We start from the raw sequence: 21,564 nt of genomic DNA on the forward strand, positions 1-21,564 counted from the left end.
GAGTAAGACTCGATTTATACGTGAACCAATGTCCCCTCGTCTTCGCCCATGATCACGTTTTTCAGGGCGCCCGGTTTAACGATGGAAAACACCTTGATCGGCAGCTTCTGATCGCGGCATAGCGCGAAGGCAGTCGCATCCATGACCTGCAGATGCTTGGCAATCGCTTCGTCGAAGGTGATGGTCGCATAACGCGTCGCATTGCGGTCCTTGTTCGGATCCGCGCTGTAGACGCCGTCGACCTTGGTGGCTTTCAGCACGATCTCCGCGCCGATTTCCGAACCGCGCAGCGCCGCCGCGGTATCGGTCGTGAAGAAGGGATTGCCGGTTCCGGCCGCAAACACCACAACCTTGCCTTCTTCGAGATATTGCAACGCCTTCGGGCGCACATAGGGCTCGACGACCTGCTCGATGCTGATCGCCGACATGACGCGCGCCGTAATGCCGACCTGGCGCATGGCATCCGCCAGCGCAAGCGAATTCATTACGGTCGCGAGCATGCCCATGTAGTCCGCCGTTGCGCGATCCATGCCTTGCGCACCCGGCGCGACGCCGCGAAAGATATTGCCGCCACCAATCACGATTGCCAGCTCCACTCCCAGCCTGGCCACCTCGGCCACGTCCGCCACCATACGCTCAATGGTCGAACGGTTAATGCCATAGGCGTCATCGCCCATCAGCGCTTCACCCGAGAGTTTAAGGAGGACGCGCTTGTAAGCTGGTTTTGTCATGGGCTTGGACTCCTAGTCATTGTCCGATTCAAGATGAAATCATTCCGTTTCCGGACATCATCTTCGAAAAGCCTTCATGAAGCTCCAGATTAGATGAAATCCGGCGGTACGGGGGTGCTTTACTATTGACGAAACTTAAATCAATGTCATTTGGCAATAAAATGGCGGTGCGCCCATCGGAGCCGCCACTATCGCCGGCCTCGAAACTGCCCTGAACACCGATCCTGGCTCCAGTCAGAATACTGATACTGCGAGGTGAACATTATGATATCGGCTCACCTACAAAAACGGGCCTTTCGGCCCGTTTTTATTACGCCTGCTGCTTAGGCTTGCTTGGCCGCAGCAACCTGCGCGGCCACTTCGGCGGCAAAATCGTCCTGCTTCTTTTCGATGCCTTCGCCGACGACGAACATGGTGAAGGCTTTCACAGTCGTGTTAGCTGCCTTCAACATCTGCTCGACAGTCTGCTTGTCGTTCTTGACGAACGGCTGGTCGAACAAGGACACTTCCTTGAGGTACTTCTGAACCGTGCCTTCAACCATCTTGGCAACGATATCGGCAGGCTTGCCCGACTCGGCGGCCTTCTGTGTCGCGATCGAACGCTCTTTCTCGATCAGGTCGGCGGGAACATCTTTCGACGACAGCGCGACCGGCTTCATCGCTGCAATGTGCATCGCCACATCCTTGCCGACCTGCTCGTCCGCGCCGTCGAATTCGACGATGACGCCGATGCGAGTGCCGTGCAGGTAGGAAACCAGCTTCGAACCGGTTTCATAACGCTTGAAGCGGCGGATCGACATGTTTTCGCCGATCTTGCCGACCAGTGCGGCACGCACTTCTTCCAGGGTCTTGCCGTCCACCGGCAACGCCGAAAGAGCCGCCACGTCAGCCGGGTTCTTTTCGGCAACGAGTTTCGCGACGGTGTTTGCCAGCGCGATGAAGTCGTCGTTCTTGGTCACGAAGTCGGTTTCGCAATTGACTTCCACCAGCGCGCCCACGCCGCCGGAGATAAATGCCGTGACCACGCCTTCTGCGGTGACGCGGGAAGCTGCCTTGGAAGCCTTGCTGCCCAGCTTCACGCGCAGGATCTCTTCCGCGCGGACCAGGTCGCCGTCGGCCTCGGTCAGAGCCTTTTTGCACTCCATCATCGGCGCGTCGGTTTTCGCGCGCAGTTCACCCACCATCGCTGCTGTAATTGCCGCCATGTCATTCTCCTCAATTCAATAAGCGTCTATGCGACGCAGTCAATCACAATACGTTCAGCACGGGTACAAAAAAGGGGCGAACGACTGTTGCCCCTTTTGGTATGCCCGACAGATCAGGCGCAGGGCTTATGCCTGCTCGCTGACCTCGACGAATTCGTCAGCGCCGCCCTTGACGGCTTCCAGCACTTCATTGGTTGCATTTGCGCGGCCTTCGAGGATCGCGTCAGCAACGCCGCGCGCATACAGCGCGATTGCCTTGGAGGAGTCATCGTTGCCGGGGATGACGTAAGTCACGCCTTCCGGGGAATGGTTGGTATCGACGATGCCGATGACCGGGATGCCCAGCTTTGCGGCTTCGGTGATGGCGCCCTTGTGGTAGCCGACGTCGATCACGAAGATGGCGTCGGGAATGCCGCCCATTTCCTTGATGCCGCCGATGGACTTCTGGAGCTTCTCCATCTCGCGCTGGAACATCAGGGCTTCCTTCTTGCTCAGCTTTTCGACGGAACCGTCTTCAATCGCGGCTTCCATGTCCTTCAGGCGCTTGAGGGAAGTCTTGATGGTCTTGAAGTTGGTCAGCATGCCGCCGAGCCAGCGCTGGTCGACGTAGGGCATGCCTGCGCGCTGGGCTTCCGCCGCGAGGATGTCGCGTGCCTGGCGCTTGGTGCCGACGAACAGGATGGTGCCGCGGTTGGATGCCAGTTGGCGGATGTACTTCATCGCCTCCTGGTACATGCCCATGGTCTTTTCCAGGTTGACGATATGAATCTTGTTGCGATGGCCGAAGATATAGGGAGCCATCTTGGGGTTCCAGAAGCGGGTCTGGTGGCCAAAATGGACACCGGCTTCCAGCATTTCACGCATGGTAACGGACATGAATTTCTCCAGGGTTAGGTCTGGAATCCGGCCAGTGACTTCAAGGCTTTACACAAGATGAACAGGGTAACAGCCCGGGAAGCACCCTTTGCGACCGGATTCGCGATTTCCAAAAAAGTCGAAGGTTAGCTTGAAACCAATTCAAGCTAACCCGGGATTCTACCTCACTTCTTCCGAATTATTCAAGCCATGATGAAGTCTGTTTCCGGCGAAGCTTTGTCGGGTCGTCTATAATTTCGCCTCAATCATCATTCTCTTTTGCGCTCAGGCGCGGTCTGGCTAGCTATGGGTTCCATCACGATCAAAACCGAAGACGATATCAAGGGCATGCGCATCGCTGGCCGACTCGCCGCCGAAGTGCTCGATTTCATCGCGCCGCATGTCAAGCCCGGCGTCACGACCGGCGAGCTGGACCGCCTTTGCCATGAGTACATGACAAATGTGCAAGGCTGCGTTCCGGCGCCGCTGAATTACTGCCCTCCCGGCTATACGCCGTTCCCCAAATCCATTTGCACATCGGTCAATGACGTGGTCTGCCATGGCATTCCCGGCGACAAGGTGCTCAAGAGCGGCGATGTCGTCAACATCGATATCACCGTCATCAAGGACGGCTACCATGGCGATACCAGCCGCATGTTCTTCGTGGGCGAGCCGTCGATCCTGGCCAGGCGGCTGACCGAAATCACCTACGAGTGCATGTGGCTGGGCATTTCCAAGATCAGGCCGGGCGCGCATCTGGGCGACATCGGCCATGTGATTCAGCAGCATGCGGAAAAGGCCGGATACAGCGTGGTGCGGGAATTCTGCGGGCATGGCATCGGCAAGGTTTTCCACGAAGAGCCGCAGGTACTGCATTACGGCCGGCCGGGCACGCTCGACCAGCTGGTGGCGGGCATGATTTTCACGGTGGAGCCGATGATCAATGCCGGCAAGCGCGACATCCGCGAAATGGGCGACGGCTGGACCATCAAGACCAAGGACCGCAGCCTGTCGGCGCAGTGGGAGCATACGGTGCTGGTCACCGAAACGGGCTATGAGGTCCTGACGGTATCCGCCAGCATGCCGCCGCCGCCAGCCTTCATCACGGGAGCGGGTGCATCCAGCACGGTAGCGGCCTGACGATGGCATCCCTCGCATTGACGCTCAAGGAGCAGCTCAAGGCCGAACGGCAGGCGGCGATCGCGGCGTTCAATGAGCATCGCAAGCCCGAAAAGCTGCTGGCCGGCCTGCGCCAGGATGTCGATGCCGCGCTGATACGCGCATGGAACACGATCGGCCTACCGTCCAGCGCCGCGCTGGTCGCCGTCGGCGGCTACGGGCGCGGCGAACTTTACCCGCACTCCGATGTGGACGTTCTGATCCTGCTAGACTCGGCGCCCGATCCGGCGCTGCGGGAAAAACTGGAGGAACTGGTCCAGCTGTTCTGGGATATCGGCCTTGAAATCGGGCACAGCATACGGACAATCGACGAGTGCATGACGGAATCCGAAGCCGACATCACCGTCCAGACCAGCCTGCTGGAAGCGCGCCTGGTTACGGGAAACCGGAAGCTTTTTCACTTCCTGCAGGATCGCTTCAATGCAGCCATGAACCCGCAAGCCTTCTTCCAGGCGAAAACCCTGGAACTGCGGCAGCGGCACGTGAAATATGAAGACACGCCCTACAGCCTCGAGCCCAATTGCAAGGAAAGCCCGGGGGGCTTGCGCGATCTGCAGGTCATTCTCTGGGTAGCCAAGGCCGCTGGCCTCGGAGACTCATGGCGCAAGCTCGCCGAGCGAGGCTTGATAACGCAAACCGAAGCGCGCCAGCTGACGCAGAAGGAACGCGCGTTCAAGGACATCCGCATTCGCCTGCATATCCATACCGGACGGCGCGAAGACAGGCTGGTCTTCGACGTTCAGACACCGATCGCCGAGACTTTCGGATTCCAGACCACCGAAACCCGGCGCGCCAGCGAATACCTGATGCAGCACTATTACTGGGCGGCCAAGGCGGTCACGCAGCTCAACACCATTCTGCTGCAGAATATCGAAGCGCAGCTGTTTCCTCAGTCCGCGGATCCGCAGCCGCTCAACGAACGTTTCAATGCCGTCAACAGCCTGATCGACATTGCGCGCGACGACACTTTTGAAGCGACGCCTTCGGCCATGCTGGAGGTATTCCTGCTGCTGGCCCAGCATTCGGAGCTGCACGGCATGACCGCCCGCACCCTGCGCGCGCTGTGGCATGCGCGCTTCCGGATCGACAGCGAGTTCCGGCGCGATCCGGCGAACCGCGCCCTGTTCCTGAAAATCCTGCAGGCACCCAAGGGCATCACCCACGCACTGCGGGGCATGAACCAGACCAGCATTCTGGGCCGCTATCTTCCCAATTTCAGACGCATCATCGGACAGATGCAGCATGACCTGTTCCACGTCTACACCGTCGACCAGCATATCCTGATGGTGGTGCGCAACGTGCGCCGCTTCACGATGACGGAGCATGCGCACGAATACCCGTTCTGCAGCCAGCTCATGGCGAACTTCGCCCAGCCCTGGCTGCTGTACATTGCCGCCCTGTTCCACGATATCGCCAAGGGCCGCGGCGGCGATCACTCGCAACTGGGCATGGCCGACGCCCGCAAATTCTGCCGAGAACACGATCTGTCGAAGGAAGATACCGAACTGGTGGTGTTTCTCGTCGAACATCACCTGTCGATGTCGCAGGTCGCTCAGAAGCAGGATTTGTCCGACCCGGACGTGATCCGCAATTTCGCCGGCACGGTCAAGGATGAGCGCCACCTGACCGCGCTCTACCTGCTGACGGTGGCCGATATCCGCGGCACCAGCCCGAAAGTCTGGAATGCCTGGAAGGGCAAGCTCCTGGAAGATCTCTACCGGATGACGCTGCGCGTGCTCGGGGGCGAAGACCCGTCGACCGAGCATGAACTCAGGAACCGGCAGGATGCGGCGCTGAAGACGCTGCGCCTGTACGGTTTGCCGGAGAATGCCCATGAGCGGCTGTGGAAGCAGCTGGATGTCGCCTATTTCCTGAGGCACGACGCGGCTGACATCGCCTGGCAAACGCGCTCCTTGTACAACAAGACCGACAGCGCCACGCCCGTCGTCAAATGCCGCCTCGCTCCCATCGGGGAAGGCGTGCAGGTCGCGGTATATATCAAGGACCAGCCGGACTTGTTCGCCCGCATCTGCAGTTACTTCGACCGCAAGAATTTCAGCATCCTGGATGCGAAGATTCACACCACGCGCAACGGCTACGCGCTGGATACCTTCCTGGTAACGGAGCCCGCATTCGCCAACAGCTACCGGGACATCATCAGCCTGATCGAACACGAGCTGACCGAACTGCTGCAGACCTGCGCCGAACTGCCGTCGCCGACCGTGGGCCGCCTGTCGCGGCTGTCGCGCACCTTTCCGATCACGCCGACGGTGGACCTGCGACCGGACGAGCGCGGACAATATTATCTGCTGTCGGTCTCGGCCAACGACCGCAACGGCCTGCTGTATTCCATTGCCAACGTCCTCGCCAGGTATCGGGTCAATCTTCATACCGCCAAGATCATGACGCTCGGCGAGCGTGTCGAAGACGTCTTTCTGGTCGACGGCCCGCTGCTCAATAACGCCCGCAGCCAGATCCAGCTCGAACGCGACCTCCTCGACGCGCTGCGTATTTAACCCGCATTCAGCCGCCGGCATATCACTTTTCTCTTTTACTGCATTTCCCATGACCGAACCTGTCCGCCTTTCCAAACGCATGTCCGAACTGGGACTTTGCTCGCGCCGCGAAGCCGATGAATGGATCGAGCGCGGCTGGGTCCGCGTCGACGGCAAGATCGTGTCCGAACTCGGCAGCAAGGTGCTTCCGAACCAGAAGATCACCGTCGAGCGCCAGGCCAGCGCACAGCAGGCGCGCCGCGTCACCGTGCTGATCAACAAGCCCGTCGGCTATGTCAGCGGCCAGGCCGAGGATGGCTACAAGCCGGCGGTCACCCTGATCGGCCCGGAAACCCGCTGGAAGGAAGACAAGGCGCCGATCCAGTTTCATCCCAGCCAGCTGCGCAGCCTGGTTCCGGCAGGACGCCTGGACATCGATTCCGTCGGCTTGCTGGTGCTGACACAGGATGGGCGCATCGCCAAGCAACTGATCGGGGAAGACACCTCGATCGAAAAGGAATACCTGGTGCGGGTGCAATACACGAAGCCCGGCCGCCTTCCCGATGCCGATCTCAGGCTGCTCAACCACGGCCTGTCGCTGGATGGCAAAAAACTGTTGCCGGCCAAGGTTCGCTGGCAGAACGACGACCAGCTCAGTTTCGTCCTGCGCGAAGGCAAGAAGCGGCAGATACGCCGCATGTGCGAAGCGGTCGGACTAAGGGTGCTCGGCCTCAAGCGGGTGCGCATCGGTCGCGTGATGTTGGGCGACCTTCCGCAAGGCCAGTGGCGTTATCTGGGTGCCGACGAACGATTTTGATCCGCTATGAAGGGGTCCGCTCCTCGCGTCTTTCCTCGCGCGCCCGTTCCCAGTCGCCATTCTTCTTCTTGATGTTGATGTCGGCATCGCGCGCGAACATTGCCTCCAGTTCTTCGCGCGCCTGCACCGCCATCGACACCATCTGGTCCTGGTCCTTGTAATAGGGATAGACGTTGTGCAGCGTCTGGAGGTTATGACTACGAAACTTCAGCGCAGCCTGCCGGGCCTGGAAGGCATTGAATCCCAGTGTCTCGAGTGTACGCCGGCCCAGTTGCAACGCCGACTCGAACGTTTCCCTTTCAATGACGGTAACACCCCGGTCCATCAGATCGTAGTAGTGAGTGACATTGCGCGCACGCGCAAGAATGGTCAGCTCCGGGAATTCCTGCCTGACTGCATCCACCAGCTTAATGCTGTCTTCCACGCTGTCGAGCGCGACAATCAGAGCCCTCGCCTTCCGCGCTCCGGCAGCACGCAGGAGATCGATGCGCGTGGCATCGCCGTAATACACCTTCAATCCGAAACGGCGCAGCAATTCGATCTGGTCGGGATCGTGGTCAAGCACCGTAATGCCGATGCGGTTCGCATGCAGGAGGCGCCCGATGATCTGCCCGAAACGGCCGAAACCGGCAATGATGACCGGCTGCATTTCACCGTCGATGGCATCGTCGGGAGGTTTCCCGTCGCCTGCGAAGTAGCGCACGATCAGCTTGTCGTGCAGGACCAGCAGCAGCGGCGTGGTGACCATGGACAAGGCCACGACGACCAGCAGCGTTGCCGCCACCTCCTCCGAAAACACCCGCGCCGCAGCGGCTGCGCTGAAGATGACGAATGCGAATTCGCCGCCCTGCGAAAGCAGGATGGCAAAGAACGGCTGCTGGCCCGGCAAGATGCCGAAGCGCTTGCCGAGCATGTAGAGCACGAATGATTTGATCGCCAGGAATCCGGCCACCAAGCCCAGCACCAGCAGGGGCTGGCGCACCAGCACGCCGAAGTCGATCGACATGCCCACGGCTATGAAGAACAGCCCCAGCAGCAAGCCCTTGAAGGGCTCGAGATCGGTTTCCAGCGCATGCCGGTATTCGGAATCGGCAAGCAGCACGCCGGCCAGGAAAGTGCCCAATGCCATCGACAAGCCGACCGACTGCATCAGCAAGCCGATGGCGATCACAAGCAGCAGCGCGAATGCGGTGAAAATCTCGCGCACGCCTGCCTTGGTGATCAGGCGGAACAGCGGCGGCATCAGGTAGCGTCCGGCGAGCACCAGCACTGCCAGCACGCCGATGACCTTGAGTGCGGTCATCCAGCCATTGGCATCGCCGCTGGCCGCCGCGCTGCCCAGCAGGGGAACGATGGCGATCATCGGGATCGCGGCGATATCCTGGAACAGCAGGATGGAAAAGCCGGCGGAGCCCGCCGCAGTCGCCATCAGATGGCGCTCGCCCAGTGTTGCCAGCGCAATCGCGGTCGACGACAGCGAAAGACCGAGCGCGGCGATCAGGGACACCTTCCAGTCGACTCCCAGGCCCAGGCCAGCCAGGAAAAGGCCGAGCGCCACCAGGCCGACCTGGGCGCTACCCCAGCCGAAGATCGAGCGGCGCAGCGCCCAGAGGCGGCGCGGCTCGAGTTCAAGCCCGATCAGGAACAGCAGCAGAACGACGCCGAATTCGGAGAAATGCAGGATTGCCTCGACGCCGCTGATGAGGCCAAGGCCCCACGGGCCGATCGCCACCCCCGCCATCAGGTAGCCCAGCACCGAACCGAGTCCGAGTTTCTTGGCAACCGGAACGGCGACCACGGCCGCCGACAGGTAAATCAGTGCATTAGGCAGCAAGTCATTCGTCATGGGGGTCGTCAGGCTGGAGTTCGGGAGCAATCGGATCGGTGTCGAAGCCGGTCGGCACGGCCTTCGACCAGGCCGGATAATTGACCAGCCGCTCCCGGTACTCGACGGCCGCGGGTTCGATTTCAGCCGCGTCGGCCTTGCGATATCCGTGCACGATCAGCGGCGGCAGCCAGCGCATGCCGCACAGGTGCGCGGTCTGCTCGTAGGGCGGGAGAAAATCGCTGAAATGGCGGCGATGGATACCGTCGGGGCGATAGGCGCTTTCCGGGCTGCCAGTGGACGCGACCAGCCAGAGGTCCTTGCCGCGCAAGGCACGGCCCTCGCGTCCGTAAGCCCAGCCGTGCTCGAACACCACATCGATCCATTCCTTGAGCAGGCTCGGCATGCTGTACCACTGTACCGGATGCTGCAGAACGATCAGGTCGCTGTCCGCAAGCAGCGCCTGCTCCCTTGCTACATCGATGTAGAAATCCGGATAGGCCTGATAAAGATCGTGCACCCGTACATTGGGCAAATCCCTGACATGATCCAGCATCCGCCTGTTGATGTGCGAAAGATGGCTGGCGGGGTGAGCGTAGACGATCAGGATGGAGGGCGGCGATGTCATCTGGGTTGGCATGCAATGGACGCTGCGAAGCCGATGCTCCGCAGCGCAGGACGGCCGGCGTGGATCCGCATGCCGCCGTGCATCAATCGTCGCTTGCAGCGTCGAGCTGCGGGAAGAGAATCTCGGTAAATCCGAAGCGGCTGAAATCCCTGATCCGCATCGGATACAGGGTGCCGGTCAGGTGGTCGCATTCATGCTGCACGACCCGCGCATGGAAGTCCTCGGCGTCGCGGCTGATCGCCTTGCCGAACTGGTCGAGGCCCTCGTAATGCACGCGCTTCCAGCGCGGCACTATCCCGCGCAGGCCGGGCACCGACAGGCAGCCTTCCCAGCTGTCTTCCATCTCTTCCGACTGCGGCGTGATGACGGGATTGATCAGGATGGTTTCGGGCACCGGCGGCGCATCTGGATAACGCGGGTTGTGCTTGAATCCGAAGATCACCAGCTGCAGGTTGACACCGATCTGGGGCGCCGCCAGACCTGCGCCGTTGGCCGCGCGCATCGTGTCGAACATGTCCTCGATCAGCGCATCCAGTTCCCGCGTACCGAATTCCCGCACCGGCTCCGCCTGCCGCAGCAGTCGCGGATCGCCCATTTTCAGAATTTCCCTGACGGCCATTGCCTGCTCCCCGATCCTCGAATACCGATCCTCAATTCGAACTTTCCGAACTTTCCGAACTTTCTTCCAGCAATGCCAGCAGCGCCGCTTCATCCAGAATCGGCACCCCGATCTCCTGGGCCTTCGCGAGCTTGCTGCCGGCCTCTTCGCCGGCCACGACATAGCTGGTCTTCTTGGACACCGAACCCGCCACCTTGCCGCCGGCGGCTTCAATCCTGGCGGCCGCCTCGTCGCGCGTCAGGTTGGGCAAGGTTCCGGTCAGCACGAAGGTCTTGCCTGCCATTGGCTTGGCTGCTGCCGCCATCGATTCGCTTTCGGGCCAATGTATGCCGGCGGCGCGCAGTTGCTCGATCAGCTCGCGGTTGAGCGGGTCGGACAGGAAATTGATGATGGAGCGCGCCACCACGGGGCCGATGTCGGCCACTTCAAGGAGCTGCTGTTCGCCGGCTTGCAGGAAGGCGTCGAGGTTGCCGAAATGACGGGCAAGCTCCTTTGCGGTCGCCTCGCCAACGTGCCGGATACCCAGCGCGTAAATGAACCGCGCCAGCGTCGTGGACTTGGATTTTTCCAGTGCCTTCAGCACGTTCTGCGCGGACTTTTCCGCCATGCGATCAAGCTCGGCTAGCGAGGTGAGCCCGAGCTTGTACAGGTCGGCGGCGGTGGTGATGATGTGTTTGTCGACCAGTTGTTCGACCAGCTGGTCGCCGAGACCCTCGATGTCCATTGCCCGCCGTGAGACGAAATGCAGCAGGCCGCCCTTGCGCTGCGCCGGGCACTTGACCCATCCGCCGGAGCAGCGTGCCACCGCCTCCTCCTCGGGGCGCACGATGGGCGAGCCGCAGACCGGGCATGCGGCCGGCATCGCGAAGGGACGCACGTCCGCGGGCCGCAGTTCGGGAACGAAGGAAACCACTTCCGGAATGACGTCGCCGGCACGGCGCACGATCACCGTGTCGCCGATCTGGATATCCTTGCGCCTGACTTCATCCTCGTTATGCAGCGTCGCATTCGTGACATTGACCCCGCCGACGAAGACGGATGCGAGCCGCGCCACCGGGGTGATGGCGCCGGTGCGCCCGACCTGGACGCCGATATCCTGCACCACGGTCATCGCCTCCTCGGCCGGGAATTTGTGGGCGATTGCGAAGCGCGGCGCACGGGACACGAAACCGAGCTTCTGCTGGAGTTCGAGACGATCCACCTTGTAGACCACGCCGTCGATGTCATAGGCGAGCCCGCGCCGCTTCTCTCCGATATCGTGAAAGAAATCGAGCAAGCCGCGCGCGCCCTTCGCCACTGTCCGCTCGCGGCAGACAGGCAATCCGAGCGAGGCATACCAGTCGAGCAAGGCGGAGTGAGAATGCGGAATCTCGGCGCCTTCCAGGACGCCGATGCCATAGGCGAAGAATCGCAGCGTACGCTGCGCGGTGATGCGCGGATCGAGCTGGCGCAAGCTGCCCGCGGCCGCATTGCGGGGATTGGCGAACTCCTTCTGCCCGGCCTCGCGCTGGCGCTCGTTGAGCCGGGCGAAATCGCCCTTGAACATCAGCACCTCGCCCCGCACGTCGAGCACGGCGGGAGGATTGTCGGTATGCAGGCGCAGCGGCACCGCGCGTACGGTGCGGATATTGGCGGTGACGTTTTCGCCCGTGGTGCCGTCGCCGCGCGTGGCCGCCTGCACCAGCCTGCCGTTCTCATAGCGCAGGCTGATCGCCAGGCCATCGAATTTCAGCTCCGCCGAATAGGCAACCTCGCCGGTCTCTCCCAAGCCTTCGCGCACCCTGCGGTCGAAGGACACGATATCGTCCTCGCCGAAGGCATTGTTGAGCGACAGCATCGGGATTGCGTGCCGTACCTGTTCGAACTGCGGCAGCGGCTGGCCGCCCACCCGCTGGGTCGGCGAATCCGAAGTCACCAGGTCGGGATGCGCCTGTTCCAGCTCGACCAGCTCGCGGAACATCTTGTCGTATTCGGCATCCGGAATGCTTGGATTATCGAGCACGTAATATGCATGGCTGTGCCGGTTGAGTTCGGCCTTCAGCCACGCGGCGCGCTCCTGCCAATGGCTTTCCTCCGGCCTGCCTGCCATCGATGCGGCGCCGGACGCTTCCGTGAACATGTCGGGCTGCATCGTCAGCTGAACAGGCGGAGGGCGCGTGTCGAACCTGCCGGCACGTTCGACGCTTCCATATGCTGGTAAAAATCATTGACCTGTCCGGATATCTCGGCAAGCGTCGCATCGGACAAGGGCTGGTTGCCGTCGTCGACCACGACGCCGTCGAGCCTCGTCGCCAGCATGCGAGCGCAGGCCGTCATCGCGCCGAAGCCGTCATGGGACGGAGCAACGCGCGGCACGTCGAGCAGAAGCGTCAGGCGCGATGTCGTTTCCTCGGCAAGCGTAACGTTGGTCGACAGGGAAAACAGCACTCCGCCTTCACCGTCGGGCATCACCAGCCGTCCGTCCGGGCGCAGATCGAAGCCCTGGCGCTCCAACGCCCCGAGCAGGGTATTGATGGCCCAAGGCGCGCTCCTGGCCTGCACGTTGACGCTGAGCTGCGCGTCATACTCGGCGACGAACTGGTGCAGCGACTTGGCGCTTGCCATCACCGCGCCCATATCCGGCACATCCGGTTCGGCATCGATGTCATCGGCGATCTGGCGCAGGCGCATGATCAGTTCGGAGTATTCGATTTCGTTGAGCGCGCTGCTGCGGTTTGCCAGCTGAACGCCGGCAAACAGCGCGTAATAGGTAACGCCGTTGGTGACCGGTTCCCAGTTGCCGTCCTCGCGCTGCCCGATGAACTGCACCGGCTTATTGCCGACATGGCGCAGGGATTGCAGCTTGGGCAGGATTTTTTCGCCGCTCACCGGCGGCGAAGCCAGTTCCAGTGCGATCGCGCAGTCGATGAGTTCATCGATGGGCAGTTCCTTTTGCACGGCCGCCGTCATGGGCGTTTCCACGATGCCTTCGTCCCCGGCGGGCATGTCGACCTGCGAATCCTCTGCATCAGGTGCGGCTGTCGAGGCCGGCTGCATCGCCGGAATGGCATCGTCCGGCGACAGGGTGGGCTCGTGGCGGTCGGAGACGGCCTTGTCTTGCGTTGCGCCAGGCTGCATCAGCACATCGTCATGCTCGGACGCAAAAGCGCGCTGCACGGTTTTTTTTGCCTTGTGCTCTTGCCACTTGTTATAGCTGATAACGCCGACAAGGATCGTGCCGCCGATGGCCATGAGGCTAGCTTGAAGGTCGGTCATGCGCTTGCCTTCCGAAAAGTGTCGAGGAGGTAGATCGAATGCATAGTTTGTTTGGAGCGGCTCCAGCGCCGCCAGTGCCGTCCGCGCCGATCGGGTTTCATCGCCGAATCAGACATGGCCTGCATGACTGCATGACGGGCTGGCTTCACGGACGCGGAGTTTCTGTTACACACAAATAGTTGAACCAGATAAAAATTTGGCAAATCAGGGTAGTGTTCATCGATAAAGTTGTCAAGCTGAACACCCGGAAGCCATGCTTCCTTCCCATTTTGATGCTTCCCGGAAAAGATGTATGCGTGGAATTGATCATTGCCGAACGGATGGGTTCACGCCGTTGACCACCATCAATACTTGCACCATCGTCGAGCTGAAGAATAGCAACTGTTCCGGAGCGACACATTTCCATCACTAAACCGGGATGGCGGTAGTCGCTCCGTATTCGCCTTACGCAGGAAAGCATACCAACTTCCTTTCGCTTATGGGGAATGGCACAGACCGGCACTGGCTGCATAAACATGCTGCAGGCCTTGCCAAACAGGATTCCCAAGGCGCGTCAGGTCAGGACAAAAGCAACCAGCATCCAAGGAGCAAATATGAATACCCATCTGGAAAAATCGAAATTCGACGTATCCGCTAAAGAATTCAAACTGCAGGAACTGGCGATGTTGTCACTGACTCCCGTCGTCAGGTCGATTCAGCACTGGTGGCTGCAACGCGCCGAAAGGCACTACCTGATCTGCGCCGACGTGGAACTGCAGCGCGCGAAAGAAGCGCAGATGAACGTCGCCTATTACCAGAAACGCGCCGCCCTCGCCCGCTCCGCCCGCATCTGAATATTGCCGGGCGAGGAATGCCGTTCGCGGCCATCCTCGCCTGACACCGCATCAAATCCTTCCTCGATGCCTGCGCCAACCCCGCGTTCTATGCAGCCTGCGCTTCGCTGGCGAAGTTCGCGGCCGATTCCATGTCCACGGCGACGATGCGCGACACGCCCTGCTCCTGCATGGTGACCCCGATCAGCTGCTGCGCCATTTCCATGGCGATCTTGTTATGCGAGATGAACAGGAACTGCGTATGGGAAGACATGCGCTTGACCATGTTGCAGAAGCGCTCCGTATTTGCATCGTCGAGCGGCGCATCGACCTCGTCCAGCAGGCAGAACGGCGCCGGATTGAGCTGGAACATCGAAAACACCAGCGCGGTCGCCGTCAGCGCCTTCTCCCCGCCGGACAGCAGATGAATGGTCGCGTTCTTCTTGCCCGGAGGCTGTGCCATCACCTGCACGCCTGAGTCGAGGATTTCCTCGCCCGTCATGATCAGCTTGGCCTGACCGCCGCCGAACAGAACCGGGAACAGTTCGCCGAAGTGCTTGTTGACCTTGTCGAAAGTATCCTGCAGCAGATCGCGGGTTTCGCGGTCGATCTTGTTGATCGCATCTTCCAGCGTGCTGATCGCTTCCGACAGGTCGGCGTGCTGGGCGTCAAGGAAGTTCTTGCGCTCGGATGCCTGGGCCAGTTCGTCCAGCGCCGCCAGGTTCACCGCGCCGAGCGCCGCGATCGCATTGGTCAGCCGCGTGACTTCGCCCTGCAGGTAGGAAGGCCGCATGTCGGCATTGAGCTTTTCGGCGAGCGCGGCCTCGTCGGCCTGGGCTTCCGCCAGCTGCTGGGCGAATTGCTCCTGGTTTAGCCGTGCCGCCTGTTCCTTGAGCTGCAATTCCATGATGCGGTCGCGCTGCGGCTGCAGGCTGCGTTCGGCCTGCATGCGCGCCTCTTCGGTATGGCGCAGTTTCTGCGTCAGCTGGTCGAGTTCATGGCGCGCATCGGCCAGTGCCCGCTCCTGCTCGGAGCGCTTGTCGAGCAGGGTTTGCAAGCCGGCCTGGGCGGTCTGGTCATCCAGGCTTTCCAGTTCCAGCTGGCCCTGCTCCATGCTAGCGAAGAGCTGGGCGGACTGTTCCTTCGCGGTTGAAATATTGCGCTTGAGTTCCTCGATCTTGTTGCTATGCGCCTTCTCGGCGAATTCCGCTTCCTGCGCGGCGCGTTCGAGTTCGCGCAGACGCTGACGCGCTTCATTGAGCTGCTGTTCCTTGGCCAGATAGATGGTCTGGCCGTCTTCATGGCTTTCCTGCAGGACCGCAAGCTCGACGTCCAGCTGTTCGAATTTCGCTTCAGATTCCGCCTTCGCCTGCTGCTGCTCCGCCTCCTCGGCCGTGATTTCGGCCAGGTCGGATGCGATCTGCGTGCTGCGCTGGTTGAAACGCTCCTGCACTTCCGCCAGTTTCATCACATCGATCTGCAGGCCGTGAACCGCCTGGGTAAGTCCGGCCACGCGCTGGCGCAATTCCTGCAGCCGCTGAGTGGCCGCGGTCACCGCCGCCTCGGCGCGAACCACACGCGATTTCGCTTCGTCGGCCAGCATTTGCTGGGCGCGCAGCTGCTTGGTGATGTTTTCAATTTCCTGCTGCCGGGCCAGCATGCCGTCCTGCTCGGAATCCGATGCGTAGAAGCGCACGCTGGATTTGCCGATGACATGGCCCTGGCGGGTCACGAAATAGCCGCCTGCTGGCAGCTTGGCGCGGTCGACGAAGGCTGCATTGGTATCCTCGGCCGTGAAGACGTTGCCGAGCCAGTCCTGCATCAGCGCGCGCAGTCCGGGATCGTTGAGCTGCAGCAGGTTGATGAAAGGTTTGAGGCCGGACGGCGCGTCGGAAGCTGCAGGCGCCGCAACTTCGTTGACCGTAAACAGCGCCAGCTTGGCCGGCGGCGCGTCATTGAAAAAAGCCTTGGCCCAATCCAGGTTGGAAACTTCCAGCGCCGAGGTGCGCTCGCGCAGCACAGATTCCAGCGCGGTTTCCCAGCCCTGGTCGATATGCAGCTTTTGCCAGAGTCGCGGCAATTCGCCCAGTTCATGCTTTTTCAGCCAGGGCTGGACCTTGCCCTGGGTCTGCACGTTTTCCTGCAATTGCTTCAGCGCGTTCAGCCGCGCTTCCAGCTGGGCATTGTTGGCGGTTTCGGTATTGACCTGCTGCTGCGCGGTGCGGCGTTCCTCTTCCAGCCTGGGCTGCTGTTCCTGCGCCGCTTCCAGCTGCTCGCGGGCTTCTTCCAGCGTCGCCTGCTTTTCTTCCAGCTGCATCTTCAGGTTGTTCAGATGCGCGGAATCCGGCATCGACATGCCGTTCTTTTCCTGCGACAGGCGCTCCCGGCGCGAAGCCAGGTTGGCGAGGATATTGGAAGCATTGCGCTGATGCGCCGATTCCAGTTCGATCTGCTGCTGGATCTGCATGATCTTGCCGCGCGACTCGGTGGTCTTGAGCTGCGCTTCGCGCCACGCCTGTTCCAGCGCCGGAATCAGTTCATTCTGGTTATGCGCCGCCTGCTGCGCCTGCTCCACGCGCATGCCGTGCTCTTCGAGATGCATCTCGGCTTCTTCCAGCTCTTCCTGCTGCCGGGAGCTCTGGCGCTGCCACTGGTCGCGCTGCGCGGTCAGCGAGTTGAGCTGGGTCTGGAGGCGGCTGCGCGATTCGATGACGAACTTGATCTGCGCTTCCAGGCTGCCGATCTCGGAATTGGTCTGGTACATGTTGCCCTGGGCGGTATGCATGCGGTCTCCCGCCGCATAGTGCGCCTGGCGCATGTGCTCGAGCTCGGTTTCGACATGGCGCAGCTTGGCCGTCTGTTCTTCCAGGTCGGTCTGCGCCCTTTCGATGTCGCGGAAAAACTTTTCCTGCTCGGATTTGGCCTCGTTCTTGCGCAGCAGCCAGAGCAGTTTCTGCTTTTCATCCTGGTCCGCCTGCAGTTCGCGGAATCGCTGGGCGACGGCGGCCTGCGCTTCGAGCTTTTCGAGATTGGTGTTCAGTTCGCGGAGGATGTCTTCGACGCGCGTCAGGTTTTCCCGCGTATCCTGCAGGCGGTTTTCCGTCTCCCGGCGCCGTTCCTTGTATTTCGACACGCCGGCGGCTTCCTCGAGAAAGATTCGCAGATCTTCCGGGCGCGCTTCGATAATGCGCGAAATCATGCCCTGGCCGATGATGGCGTAGGCGCGCGGACCGAGGCCGGTACCAAGGAAAATGTCCTGGATGTCGCGCCGGCGCACCGCCTGGTTGTTGATGTAGTAAGTCGAGGTGCCGTCCCTGGTCAGCGTGCGCTTGACCGCGATTTCCGCATACTGGCTCCACTGGCCGGCAGCACGGCCGTCGCTGTTGTCGAACACCAGCTCCACCGATGCGCGGCCGGCGGGCTTGCGGGAGGTCGAGCCGTTGAAGATGACGTCCTGCATCGATTCGCCGCGCAGCTCGGAAGCCTTGGACTCGCCCAGCACCCAGCGCACCGCATCCATGATGTTCGACTTGCCGCAACCGTTGGGTCCGACGACGCCGACCAGCTGGCCCGGAACCTGGAAATTGGTCGGATCCACGAACGACTTGAATCCCGCTAATTTAAGAGAAGTTAAACGCACTTTATCGACTGTTCCAGACGAGTTGACCCGGGTCGAGGCTCGCGCCCGGCGAAAGGGCCCTATCATATCATTTCAGGTCCGGCGCACATCACTTTCCGGGCTGCGGGAACGCTGCGCGGCCGAGGCACGACGGTATAATGCCGCCTTTGCAATCCATTCTCGATCGAGCCCGTCTCCGTGAACCCGCTCTTATCCAAATTACAACCTTATCCGTTTGAAAAGCTGCGCCAGCTGTTTTTCGGCGTCGCGCCCAACGCCGCCTATTCGCCGATCAGCCTTGGCATCGGCGAGCCCAAGCACCCGACGCCACCCTTCATCAAGCAGGTGCTGACCGACAATCTGAACGGCCTGGCAAGCTATCCGTCGACGCTGGGTTCCGAGGCGCTCAGGATGTCGATTGCCGGATGGCTGGAGCGCCGCTACGGCTTGCCGAAGATCGACCCTGCAACCCAGGTATTGCCGGTCAACGGTTCGCGCGAAGCCTTGTTCGCCCTGGCACAGACAGTGATCGACCCGACCCGCGACGCGCTCGTGATGTGCCCTAACCCCTTCTACCAGATCTATGAAGGCGCGGCCTATCTCGCGGGTGCCGCGCCCTATTTCGTCAATTCGGATCCGGCGCGCAATTTCGCTCCCGACTACAGGAGCGTCCCCGCCGACGTCTGGCCGCGTGTGCAGCTGCTGTACCTGTGCTCGCCCGGCAATCCGACCGGCGCGGTGCTGTCGCTGGACGACTGGAAAGAACTCTTCGACCTGTCGGACCGCTACGGCTTCATCATCGCCGCCGACGAGTGTTATTCCGAAATCTATTTCAAGGCGGAAGCGCCGCTCGGCGGCCTCGAAGCCGCGCACAAGCTGGGCCGCACCGGCTTTCCGCGCCTGATCGCCTTCTCCAGCCTGTCCAAGCGCTCCAACGTGCCGGGAATGCGCTCGGGCTTCGTCGCCGGCGATGCCGAGGTGCTGAAATCCTTCCTGCTCTATCGCACTTACCACGGCAGTGCGATGAGTCCGTCCATCCAGTCGGCCTCGGTCGCCGCATGGAACGACGAACGGCATGTCGAGGAAAACCGCGCCAAGTACATCGCCAAGTTCGGCCAGGTCACGCCGATGCTGCAGGAAGTCCTGGATGTCTCGCTGCCGGACGCCGGCTTCTATCTCTGGGCGAAGGTGCCGAACCTGTCCGACACGGAATACGCGCGGCGACTGCATGGCGAATATAATGTGACCGTCCTGCCGGGCAGCTATCTGGCTCGCGAAGCCCATGGCATCAATCCCGGGAACGGCCGCATCCGGATGGCGCTCGTCGCCGAAGTCGATGAGTGCCTTGAAGCCGCGCGGCGCATCGTCGAATTCACCAAGAAGATTTCCTGATCCACCCACCTTTCAACGTCCTTAACAACGTCCCGCAAATGACTCAGCAAATTCAACAAATCATCGACCAGGCCTGGGAAAACCGCGCCGACTTCTCGCCGAAATCCGCTCCCGCCGAAGTGCGCGACGCCGTCGCCCACGTCATCGAGCAACTCAATCAGGGCACGCTGCGCGTCGCCCAGAAGGACAGCGGCGCGTGGGTCGTCAACCAGTGGATCAAGAAAGCCGTGCTGCTGTCCTTCCGCCTGGAAGACAACGTGCCGATGCCGGCCGACGGCAGCATGCAGTTCTACGACAAGGTGCCCACCAAGTTCGCCAACTACACCGCCGAGGACTTCGCCAAGGGCGGCTTCCGCGTGGTGCCGCCGGCCGTTGCGCGCCGCGGCAGCTTCATCGGCAAGAATGTCGTACTGATGCCGTCCTACGTCAACATCGGCGCCTATGTCGATGAAGGCACCATGGTCGATACCTGGGCCACCGTCGGCTCCTGCGCCCAGATCGGCAAGAACGTGCACCTGTCCGGCGGCGTCGGCATCGGCGGCGTGCTGGAACCGATGCAGGCGAACCCGACCATCATCGAAGACAACTGCTTCATCGGCGCGCGCTCCGAGATCGTCGAAGGCGTCATCGTCGAGGAAAATTCGGTGATCTCCATGGGCGTGTACCTCGGCCAGTCGACCAAGATCTATGACCGCGCCACCGGCGAGGTCAGCTATGGCCGGATTCCGGCGGGCTCCGTGGTCGTCTCGGGCAGCCTGCCCTCGGCGGACGGCAAGTACAGCCTGTACTGCGCGGTGATCGTCAAGCGCGTCGATGCGAAGACCCGCGCCAAGACCGGCATCAACGAACTGCTGCGCGAAGCCTGATGGAATGGTTCTTCCCGCAGCATGCAGTGCATGGCGGGAAGAACCGACTCGCCTGCGGCAAGCGGCCCAGATGATCAACAGGGTTGCCCTCCGGGGCAATCCCGCAAGCAATGAAGCAGGAGAACTCCATGGCGATGGACCGCTTGTTCCAGCTGATGAAAGAGAAGAAGGCGTCGGACCTGTTCATGAGCGTGAACTCGCCGATCCAGGTCAAGATCAATGGCGGCCTGGTAGCGGTGAACCAGCAGAAGATGGACAACGCCACGATCAAGGCCCTGCTCGCCGAAGTCGTCAGCGCCGCGCAGCTGCACGAACTGGAATCGCGCAATGAGCTCAACATGGGCATCCCGGTACCGGGGCTGGGCAGCTTCCGGCTCTCGGCCTTTCGCCAGCGCGGCTCCATTTCCGCCGTGTTCCGCTATATTCCCGGCGACATACCCCGCCTTGCAGACCTCAACGTGCCCCCGATACTGGCGGACGTGATCATGGAGAAGCGCGGACTGATCCTGGTGGTCGGCGCCACCGGCTCCGGCAAATCGACGACGATCGCCGCCATGCTGGATCACCGGAATATCAATCGCACCGGCCATATCCTGACCCTGGAAGATCCGATCGAATTCCTGTTCACCAGCAAGAAATCCATCGTCAACCAGCGCGAGATTGGCACCGACGCGGAAAGCCTGCAGATCGCACTTAAGAATGCGCTGCGCCAAGCGCCGGACTGCATCCTGATCGGCGAGATCCGCGACAAGGACACCATGGCCAACGCCATCGCCTACGCCCAGTCAGGCCATCTCGTCGTTGCCACCCTGCATGCCAACAACAGCTACCAGGCGCTCACCCGGATCATCAACTTCTATCCGCTGGAAACGAGGCCTTCGCTGCTGCCCGATCTCGCCGCCACCATCAGGGCAGTGATTTCGCAGCGCCTGGTCGTGGCCAAGGACGGCGGCCGGCGCGCCGCGGTGGAGGTCATGCTCAATACCCGCCACATCGCCGAGCTGATCGAACAGGGCGAAATCGGCCAGATCAAGGAGGCGATCGAGAAAAGCATGGCGCCCGGTTCGCAAACCTTCGAACAAGCCCTGCTGCGCCTGATCGAGGACGACGTGGTCACGCAAGACGAGGCGCTGGCCAACGCGGATTCGGCCACCAATCTCTACTGGCTGATCAACAATTCCAAGGGTGCCAAAGCGCCCGAACCGGAGCCGGAACCGAAGAAAGACGACGGCCCCACCTTCACCGAATTCACACTCAACGTTTGAC

At 61.3% G+C, this 21,564-nt stretch carries 17 protein-coding genes; 7 read left to right on the forward strand and 10 right to left on the reverse strand.

Annotated features, from left to right (window positions below):
- Nucleotides 1-14: 14 nt before the first annotated feature.
- The 3 genes from pyrH to rpsB form a co-directional block, all read right to left on the reverse strand.
- Nucleotides 15-731: a UMP kinase gene (gene pyrH / locus RY831_RS09870; RefSeq protein ID WP_326506165.1), complete on the reverse strand. Its 717-nt coding sequence runs from the start codon at nt 729-731 to the stop codon at nt 15-17.
- Nucleotides 732-1,054: 323 nt separating this feature from the next.
- Entirely contained in the window at nt 1,055-1,936 is an 882-nt protein-coding gene (gene tsf, locus RY831_RS09875) for a translation elongation factor Ts (RefSeq protein ID WP_326506166.1), read from the reverse strand.
- Nucleotides 1,937-2,062: 126 nt separating this feature from the next.
- On the reverse strand, nt 2,063-2,812 hold the full coding sequence (rpsB, locus tag RY831_RS09880) for a 30S ribosomal protein S2 (protein WP_326506167.1): 750 nt from the start codon (nt 2,810-2,812) through the stop codon (nt 2,063-2,065).
- Nucleotides 2,813-3,097: 285 nt separating this feature from the next.
- On the opposite strand from rpsB, the gene map reads away from it, so the two are divergent.
- The 3 genes from map to RY831_RS09895 are packed head-to-tail and all read left to right on the forward strand — an operon-like array spanning nt 3,098 to nt 7,282.
- Nucleotides 3,098-3,931 carry a type I methionyl aminopeptidase gene (gene map / locus RY831_RS09885; protein WP_326506168.1) on the forward strand — a complete coding sequence of 278 codons (834 nt, stop codon included), beginning with the start codon at nt 3,098-3,100 and terminating at the stop codon, nt 3,929-3,931.
- Nucleotides 3,932-3,933: 2 nt separating this feature from the next.
- Nucleotides 3,934-6,486 (forward strand): [protein-PII] uridylyltransferase, encoded by a 2,553-nt coding sequence (locus RY831_RS09890; RefSeq protein WP_326506169.1) that lies wholly within the window; start codon nt 3,934-3,936, stop codon nt 6,484-6,486.
- 49 nt (nt 6,487-6,535) lie between these two features.
- On the forward strand, nt 6,536-7,282 hold the full coding sequence (locus RY831_RS09895; protein WP_326506170.1) for a pseudouridine synthase: 747 nt from the start codon (nt 6,536-6,538) through the stop codon (nt 7,280-7,282).
- 4 nt (nt 7,283-7,286) lie between these two features.
- Here the strand turns inward: RY831_RS09895 and kefC are convergent, their stop codons facing one another.
- The 6 genes from kefC to RY831_RS09925 form a co-directional block, all read right to left on the reverse strand.
- Complete coding sequence (gene kefC / locus RY831_RS09900) at nt 7,287-9,128, reverse strand: glutathione-regulated potassium-efflux system protein KefC (RefSeq protein ID WP_326506171.1); 1,842 nt, start codon at nt 9,126-9,128, stop codon at nt 7,287-7,289.
- On the reverse strand, nt 9,118-9,747 hold the full coding sequence (gene kefF / locus RY831_RS09905; RefSeq protein WP_326506172.1) for a glutathione-regulated potassium-efflux system oxidoreductase KefF: 630 nt from the start codon (nt 9,745-9,747) through the stop codon (nt 9,118-9,120). The genes kefC and kefF overlap by 11 nt, the downstream gene beginning before the upstream one ends.
- A 70-nt stretch (nt 9,748-9,817) precedes the next feature.
- On the reverse strand, nt 9,818-10,354 hold the full coding sequence (gene def, locus RY831_RS09910) for a peptide deformylase (RefSeq protein ID WP_326506173.1): 537 nt from the start codon (nt 10,352-10,354) through the stop codon (nt 9,818-9,820).
- Between the two features lie 31 nt (nt 10,355-10,385).
- The gene (ligA, locus tag RY831_RS09915) at nt 10,386-12,485 is read right to left on the reverse strand and encodes an NAD-dependent DNA ligase LigA (RefSeq protein ID WP_437126248.1); all 2,100 of its coding nucleotides are present in this window, start codon (nt 12,483-12,485) and stop codon (nt 10,386-10,388) included.
- A gap of 2 nt (nt 12,486-12,487) precedes the next feature.
- Entirely contained in the window at nt 12,488-13,609 is a 1,122-nt protein-coding gene (locus RY831_RS09920) for a cell division protein ZipA C-terminal FtsZ-binding domain-containing protein (RefSeq protein WP_326506174.1), read from the reverse strand.
- A 145-nt stretch (nt 13,610-13,754) separates the two neighbouring features.
- On the reverse strand, nt 13,755-14,126 hold the full coding sequence (locus RY831_RS09925; RefSeq protein WP_326506175.1) for a hypothetical protein: 372 nt from the start codon (nt 14,124-14,126) through the stop codon (nt 13,755-13,757).
- A 76-nt stretch (nt 14,127-14,202) separates the two neighbouring features.
- Here RY831_RS09925 and RY831_RS09930 point away from each other — a divergent pair, with 76 nt between their 5' ends.
- The gene (locus RY831_RS09930; RefSeq protein WP_326506176.1) at nt 14,203-14,442 is read left to right on the forward strand and encodes a hypothetical protein; all 240 of its coding nucleotides are present in this window, start codon (nt 14,203-14,205) and stop codon (nt 14,440-14,442) included.
- Nucleotides 14,443-14,530: 88 nt separating this feature from the next.
- Here the strand turns inward: RY831_RS09930 and smc are convergent, their stop codons facing one another.
- Entirely contained in the window at nt 14,531-18,061 is a 3,531-nt protein-coding gene (smc, locus tag RY831_RS09935) for a chromosome segregation protein SMC (RefSeq protein WP_326506177.1), read from the reverse strand.
- Between the two features lie 177 nt (nt 18,062-18,238).
- On the opposite strand from smc, the gene dapC reads away from it, so the two are divergent.
- The 3 genes from dapC to RY831_RS09950 all read left to right on the forward strand — a co-directional run bounded on the left by dapC (nt 18,239) and on the right by RY831_RS09950 (nt 21,563).
- Nucleotides 18,239-19,432: a succinyldiaminopimelate transaminase gene (gene dapC, locus RY831_RS09940; RefSeq protein WP_326506178.1), complete on the forward strand. Its 1,194-nt coding sequence runs from the start codon at nt 18,239-18,241 to the stop codon at nt 19,430-19,432.
- 38 nt (nt 19,433-19,470) lie between these two features.
- Nucleotides 19,471-20,298 (forward strand): 2,3,4,5-tetrahydropyridine-2,6-dicarboxylate N-succinyltransferase, encoded by an 828-nt coding sequence (gene dapD / locus RY831_RS09945; protein WP_326506179.1) that lies wholly within the window; start codon nt 19,471-19,473, stop codon nt 20,296-20,298.
- A gap of 128 nt (nt 20,299-20,426) precedes the next feature.
- On the forward strand, nt 20,427-21,563 hold the full coding sequence (locus tag RY831_RS09950) for a PilT/PilU family type 4a pilus ATPase (protein ID WP_326506180.1): 1,137 nt from the start codon (nt 20,427-20,429) through the stop codon (nt 21,561-21,563).
- Nucleotide 21,564 lies beyond the last annotated feature (1 nt).

The organism is Noviherbaspirillum album (genome assembly GCF_035916955.1).
In the GTDB taxonomy this organism is placed as follows: Bacteria; Pseudomonadota; Gammaproteobacteria; order Burkholderiales; family Burkholderiaceae_D; genus Noviherbaspirillum; species Noviherbaspirillum album.